Source organism: Pseudomonas sp. 39004 (genome assembly GCF_028682155.1).
Taxonomy (GTDB): Bacteria; Pseudomonadota; Gammaproteobacteria; order Pseudomonadales; family Pseudomonadaceae; genus Aquipseudomonas; species Aquipseudomonas capeferrum.
On the sequence record NZ_JANIAG010000232.1, the window covers coordinates 1 to 6,989 of the forward strand.

A 6,989-nucleotide genomic window follows, 5' to 3' on the forward strand; every position below is an offset into this window, starting at 1 on the left:
GGGCGCAGCCCTCGCCTGCGGCCCGGAGACGAACACCCATGAACCCAACCTTCGCCTCCCTCAGCCTCGCCCATCTGCGTACCCTCGACCACCTGCTGCAGCTGAAAAACCTCAGCCACGCCGCCGAGCGCCTGGGCGTCAGCCAATCGGCCCTGAGCCGCCAACTGGCCCACCTGCGCGAAGCCTTCGACGACCCGCTGCTGGTGCGCCAAGGCCGTGGTTACGTGCTCAGCGAATATGCCGAAGCGTTGGTCGAACCCCTGCGCCAGGTACTCGAAGAGCTTCAGGCCCTGCGCCAACCGGCCGTGTTCGACCCGGCCCGTTGCGAACGGCGCTTCTGCCTGGCGGCCTCCGACTACGTCGCCGAGCACATGTTGCCGTTGCTGGTGGCGGCGCTGGAGCACGAAGCCCCCGGCGTCAGCCTCGAATACCGCACCTGGCAAGCCGGCCAGTATGCCTTGCTGGCCAGCGGCGAAATCGACCTGGCCACCACCTTGTTCGACGAGTCCCCCGCCAACCTGCATGGTCGCTTGCTCGGTGAAGATCGCGCCGTCTGCCTGATGCGCCGCGATCACCCGCTGACAGCCCATCACACGCTCAGCCAGGCGGACTACCTGGCGCACAAGCATGTGCGCATCTCCGGTGGTGGCGACAAGGACAGCTTCATCGACCGTCACTTGCGCGCCCAGGGCCTGCAGCGGCGGGTCAGCCTGGAAGTGCCGTTTTTCTCCGCCACGGTGCAGGTGATCGGCAATAGCCAGGCGGTGGCGACGGTGCCCGAGCACATTGCCCGGCAACTGTGCCGCCTGCATGACCTGGCCTGGCGGCCCCTGGGCTTTATCGACCACAGCCAGCGCTACTGGGTGGTCTGGCACCAGCGCCTGCAGGCTTCGGCCGAGCACCGCTGGTTGCGCAACCGGGTGTTCGAATTGTGGCGCCAGTCGCAGTTCGGTGTGCACGGTGGGCATGCGCCAACGCCATAGGAGGTATGCGCGAAGCGGGGTTCATTGGGGGGCAGGCGGCACTTAGACTGAAGGCAGCAAACTGCCCAAAGGAGACCGCCCGTGACCCCCGAACAATTCCGCCTGTACGGCCACCAACTGATCGACCTGATCGCCGACTACCGCCAAACCGTGGGCGAACGCCCGGTGATGGCCCAGGTCGAGCCCGGCTACCTGAAGGCAGCCCTGCCAGCATGTGCCCCGCAGCAGGGCGAACCGTTCGAGGCGATTCTCGACGATGTCAACAAACTGGTCATGCCAGGCCTGTCCCATTGGCAGCACCCTGATTTCTACGGCTACTTCCCCTCCAACGGCACGTTGTCGTCGGTGCTGGGTGATTTTCTCAGCACCGGCCTGGGCGTACTGGGCCTGTCGTGGCAGTCCAGCCCGGCCTTGAGCGAACTGGAAGAAACCACCCTCGACTGGCTGCGCCAGCTGCTGGGCCTGTCAGGGCAATGGAGCGGGGTGATCCAGGACACCGCCTCGACCAGTACCCTGGTGGCGCTGATCTGCGCCCGCGAACGTGCCAGCGGTTACGCGTTGGTGCGCGGCGGCCTGCAGGCCCAGGCCAAGCCGCTGATCGTCTACGTCAGCGCCCACGCCCACAGTTCGGTGGACAAGGCCGCACTGCTGGCAGGTTTTGGCCGTGACAACATTCGCCTGATCCCCACCGACGAGCGCTTCGCCCTGCAGCCGGCTGCCCTGCAAGCAGCCATCGAGCAGGACCTGGCGGCGGGTAACCAGCCGTGTGCGGTGGTTGCGACCACTGGCACCACTACCACCACCGCACTCGACCCGTTACGCCCGATCGGTGAAATCACCCAGGCCCATGGCCTGTGGCTGCATGTCGACTCGGCCATGGCCGGCTCGGCGATGATCCTGCCGGAGTGCCGCTGGATGTGGGATGGCATCGAGCTGGCCGACTCGGTGGTGGTCAATGCGCACAAGTGGCTGGGCGTGGCCTTCGACTGTTCGATCTACTACGTGCGCGACCCGCAGCACCTGATCCGCGTGATGAGCACCAACCCCAGCTATTTGCAGTCGGCGGTGGATGACGAGGTAAAGAACCTGCGCGACTGGGGCATCCCGCTGGGGCGCCGCTTCCGTGCGCTGAAACTGTGGTTCATGTTGCGCAGTGAGGGTGTCGAAGCGCTGCAGGCACGCTTGCGGCGTGATCTGGAGAATGCCCAGTGGCTTGCCGAGCAGGTCGAGGCGACGCCGGGCTGGGAACTGCTGGCGCCGGTGCAATTGCAGACGTTGTGCATCCAGCATCGGCCGGCGGGGCTGGAAGGGGAGGCGTTGGATGCGCATACCCGCGGCTGGGCCGAGCGGCTCAATACGTCTGGGGATGCCTATGTAACGCCGGCAACCTTGAATGGCCGGTGGATGGTGCGGGTGTCGGTGGGGGCGCTGCCCACTGAGCGTGAGCATGTCGAGAAACTGTGGCGGGGGCTGCAGGCAGTGGTCAAGGGCTGAACATGCAGGGGGCCGCAAAAGCGGCCCCCTGCAGTCTGTCAGTGGCTTACGGTCTGGAGGCTACCTTTACGGGTGGCCTCATACGCTTCTTTCTCCATCGGCTTGGCCTGCGGATTGCCCAGGTCTTCCATCGCCATGCGGTGGGTTTCCGGTGCAATATAAGCCGCCAGGGCGCAGATGCAGGTGATGAAGAACGCCATGCTACCGACCACCAGCGGAATGTTGTCCGAGCCTGGCGGTGCCACGATGGCGAACAGCGCGGGCAACATGGCGGTCAGCATGGTGCCGATGTTCTGCGCGATGGCCATGGCCGAAACACGGTAACGGGTGTGGAACAGCTCGGGGTAGAAGCTTGGGAACACAGCGTTGTAGCCCTGGTAGACCATGCCCCACATCACGATCGAGGCGGCAAAGGCCAGCGGCACGTTCTGGATGCTGATCGCATACAGGTAGACGAAGGCCAGCAGGCCTGAGCCCAGGCACCCGGCGATCATGGTCGGGCGACGGCCGATCTTGTCGGAAAGGTTGCCGACGAAGGGAATCACCAGCACCGCAACGATATTGCCGACCACCGGGATCCACAGATACACGCTCTTGTCGAAGCCGATGCCATAGGCCGGCTGCACCGCGTAGGCCGCGCCGAAGATGGTAGCGACCACCGGAATCACGTTCATCAGTGCCATGAACATCACCAGCACCATGTGTTTCCAGCTGTGGCGGAAGGCCTCGCTGACCGGCGACTTGGCGACTTTGTCCTGCTTCTCTTCCTTCACGAACGCAGGCGTCTCGTGCACTTCCTTACGGATGATGAAGCCGGCGATCAGCACCACGGCGCTCATCAGGAACGGAATGCGCCAGCCCCAGTCATTGAAGGCTTCGCTGGGCATGAAGTAGGCCAGTGGCAGGAATACCGCCGCCGCCAGAACCTGGCCGGCCTGCACGCCTTGCAGGGTGAAACTGGCGTAGTAGCCACGTCGGCCGAACGGCGCATGCTCCATGATCATCGAACTGGCCCCGGAAATCTCGCCGGCCACGGCAAAGCCCTGGATCAGGCGCAGCACCACCAGCAAGGCAGGGGCGAGGATGCCGATGTCGTGGTAGGTGGGCAGCAGGCCCACAGCCATGGTCGACAGGCCCATCAGGAACATGCACAGCAGCAGTACGTTCTTGCGCCCGCGGGTATCACCCCAGTGGCCGAGCACAAAGGCCCCGACCGGGCGGGCCAGGTAGCCGACACCGTAGGTGGCCAGCGAGGCGATGATCGCCATCTTGGGGTCGGTATTGGGGAAGAAGATCTGCGGGAAGATCAGCGCCGCAGCCTGGGCATAGATGAAGAAGTCGTAGTACTCGAGTGCCGAGCCTATCCATCCACTGGCGGTCGCTTTCTTGGCTTGAGAGCTGGAGTGAGCCATCGTTGTCTCCGTTGTTCTTGTTGGTTCCCGCACGGCGCATGGCGAACGTGGGGTTATCTCGGGAGTGGGGTCAAACGTGAAGTGCGGGGGTGTTCCGCGCCAAGGCCGTGACAGACAGCCAGGAGACAGGTGCGGAACGCAAGGCCAGAGCAGTGTTCATAGGTCGGTACCCGGTTTTATTGAACTTATTATGTTGTGACGTTGGGCTTGTCAGCGCAGGTTCTGCCGAACGACCGTCTTGGCAAAGGGCATCGGTCGGTGTGCCTGCGTCTGGTTTCATGTTGACCACGGGTTGGCGGTGTAGCAATTCGCGAAATCGTGTTTTGTTCGGTAATCGAACACAAAACTAACCATTCCGTACAAAGGGATTGATGAGGCGACTTTACCTGCGAATAATCGATCGTGCCAGGTACTGTCACAGTAGGTTTCCTGCGCCGTCGTCCCCTAACAACAAGGAAATCCCGCCATGCAGCGTTCGATTGCCACCGTGTCCTTGAGCGGCACCCTGCCGGAAAAGCTCGAAGCCATCGCCGCCGCCGGCTTCGACGGCGTCGAGATCTTCGAGAACGACCTGCTTTACTACGCTGGCAGCCCGCGCCAGGTTCGCCAGATGTGCGCCGACCTGGGCATCGCCATTACCTTGTTCCAGCCGTTCCGTGATTTTGAAGGCTGCCGCCGCGAGCGCCTGCAGAAGAACGTCGACCGCGCCGAGCGCAAGTTCGACCTGATGCAGGAACTGGGTACCGACCTGGTGCTGGTGTGCAGCAACGTTCAGGCCGACGCCCTGGGCGACGAACAGTTGCTGGTGGACGACCTGCGCCTGTTGGCCGAGCATGCCGGCCAGCGGGGCCTGCGCATCGGTTATGAAGCCTTGGCCTGGGGCCGCCACGTCAATACCTACCAGCAGGTCTGGAACCTGGTGCGCCAAGCCGACCACCCGGCCCTCGGGGTGATTCTCGACAGCTTCCATACCTTGTCGCTCAAGGGCGACCCCAGCGCGATCCGCGACATCCCTGGCGACAAGATCTTCTTCGTGCAGATGGCCGACGCCCCGATCCTGGCCATGGATGTGCTGGAGTGGAGCCGGCATTTCCGCTGCTTCCCGGGGCAGGGCGAAATGGACCTGGCCGGCTTCCTCGCCCCAATCCTTGCCACCGGTTATCGCGGCCCGCTGTCCTTGGAAATCTTCAACGACGGCTTCCGCGCCGCGCCGCCTCGGCAGAACGCCGCCGACGGCTTGCGCTCGCTGCTGTACCTCGAAGAGCAGACCCGCCTGCGCCTGGAGCAGGAGGCCGTGGCGGTGGAGCCTGGCGTGCTGTTTACCCCGCCTGCAGCCAGCGCCTACGACGGCGTGGAATTCCTCGAGTTCGCCGTCGACGAGGCGGTGGGCGCACGCCTGAGTAACTGGCTGAAACGCCTGGGCTTTGCCGATGCCGGCAAACACCGCAGCAAGGCCGTGCAGCTGCTGCGCCAGGGCGACATCAACATCGTCCTCAATGCCGAACCCTACTCGTTCGGCCACAACTTCTTCGAGGCGCACGGCCCTTCGTTGTGCGCCACGGCGTTGCGGGTCAAAGACCAGCAGGCTGCGCTGAAGCGTGCCACCGCCTTCCGTGGCCAGCCGTTCCGCGGCCTGGTCGGCCCCAACGAATGTGAAGTGCCTGCCGTGCGGGCACCCGATGGCAGCCTGTTGTACCTGGTAGAGCCGGGCAGCGCTGGTCAGACGTTGTACGACACCGACTTCAGCCTGGACAAAACCGCCAATGCCAGCGGTGGCCTGCGCCGTATCGACCACATGGCCCTGGCGCTGCCGGCCGAGTCGCTGGACAGCTGGGTGCTGTTCTACAAGAGCCTGTTCGATTTCGCTGCCGACGACGAAGTGGTGCTGCCGGACCCTTACGGCCTGGTCAAGAGCCGTGCCCTGCGCAGCCAATGCGGCACCCTGCGCCTGCCGTTGAACATTTCCGAGAACCGCAACACGGCCATTGCCCATGCACTGTCCAGCTACCGGGGCTCGGGTGTGCATCACATCGCCTTCGATTGTGACGACATCTTCCGTGAAGTAGCGCGCGCCAAGCTGGCCGGTGTACCGCTGTTGGAGATTCCGCTCAATTACTACGACGACCTGGCAGCGCGTTTCGACTTCGACGACGAGTTCCTCAGCGAATTGGCGTACTACAACGTGCTGTACGACCGTGATGCCCAGGGTGGCGAGCTGTTCCACGTCTACACCGAGCCGTTCGAGGAGCGTTTCTTCTTCGAGATCATCCAGCGCAAGGGTGGCTATGCCGGGTATGGCGCGGCCAACGTCGCCGTGCGCCTGGCGGCGATGGCCAAGGCCCGCAGCGGGGCGGCGCGCAAGCCGGTGCTGTAAGCGCAGCAGAACTCATGTTTCATTGAGTCGGCAGGGGCGTGTGGCTGCGGTCACCGAAGATCCTTCGGCGTAGGCTCATCGCCCCTCGGCCACCATCAGCAGCGCCTGCGGCACCGCACTTTGCGGGTGCTGCGGCTCCTGCAGGCTGACCAGGCGCAGCCCGGCCATGTCCAATGCATTGAGCCAGCTGGCCAAGGTGCGGAAATACCACGGCATCGGCCGCCAGGCCCCGGCAAACCCTGCGAACGACTCTTCCCGCCAGCCATCCTGATAATCGCCCGCTGCCACGCTCCAGGGGTGCAATGTCTGGATCACCAGAGCACCACCGGGTGCCAGCAAGCCCTTCAGTGCTGCCAACAGTGCAATGATGTCCTGGTGCAGCAGCGCGAAATTGGCACAGATCAGGTCATAGTCACGGCCAACGTTGATGTCGCCCTCGGCTAGCTGGGCGTAGCTGGCAAGGTGCACCTGCGCGGACCCTGCCGCGCGTGCCGCGGCCACCAGAGTCTGATCGCCATCCACCCCGGCCGCCTCGATGCCGCGGTCGGCAAGTGCCCGCAGCAACCAGCCTTCACCACAGCCAAGGTCCAGCACGCGCTCGGGTTGGCGGCCCAGAATGGCCAGCAGGATGGCCTGGTCGGTAACCTGGCGGCGGCTCTCGATGGCGCCGCTGCGCACCGCGTCGATCCAGGCTTGGGCGTTGTGCTGCCAGCTGTGCAGCACGGT

The 6,989-nt window shown here is 64.2% G+C and carries 5 protein-coding genes; 3 read left to right on the top strand and 2 right to left on the bottom strand.

Features of this window, described 5'->3' with window-relative positions:
• Positions 1 to 38 precede the first annotated feature (38 nt).
• Both NP534_RS24735 and NP534_RS24740 read left to right on the top strand, forming a co-directional pair.
• Positions 39 to 983 carry a LysR family transcriptional regulator gene (locus tag NP534_RS24735; RefSeq protein WP_033697119.1) on the top strand — a complete coding sequence of 315 codons (945 nt, stop codon included), beginning with the start codon at positions 39 to 41 and terminating at the stop codon, positions 981 to 983.
• 81 nt (positions 984 to 1,064) lie between these two features.
• Entirely contained in the window at positions 1,065 to 2,477 is a 1,413-nt protein-coding gene (locus tag NP534_RS24740) for a DOPA decarboxylase (RefSeq protein ID WP_274100458.1), read from the top strand.
• A gap of 38 nt (positions 2,478 to 2,515) precedes the next feature.
• On the opposite strand, the gene NP534_RS24745 is transcribed toward NP534_RS24740, so the two are convergent.
• A complete protein-coding gene (locus NP534_RS24745; RefSeq protein WP_274100459.1) occupies positions 2,516 to 3,889 on the bottom strand; it encodes an MFS transporter in 1,374 nt (457 codons plus the stop codon).
• A 466-nt stretch (positions 3,890 to 4,355) separates the two neighbouring features.
• Here NP534_RS24745 and quiC point away from each other — a divergent pair, with 466 nt between their 5' ends.
• A complete protein-coding gene (gene quiC, locus NP534_RS24750; RefSeq protein WP_274100460.1) occupies positions 4,356 to 6,263 on the top strand; it encodes a 3-dehydroshikimate dehydratase QuiC in 1,908 nt (635 codons plus the stop codon).
• Positions 6,264 to 6,338: 75 nt separating this feature from the next.
• On the opposite strand, the gene NP534_RS24755 is transcribed toward quiC, so the two are convergent.
• A complete protein-coding gene (locus tag NP534_RS24755) occupies positions 6,339 to 6,986 on the bottom strand; it encodes a class I SAM-dependent methyltransferase (protein WP_274100461.1) in 648 nt (215 codons plus the stop codon).
• Positions 6,987 to 6,989 lie beyond the last annotated feature (3 nt).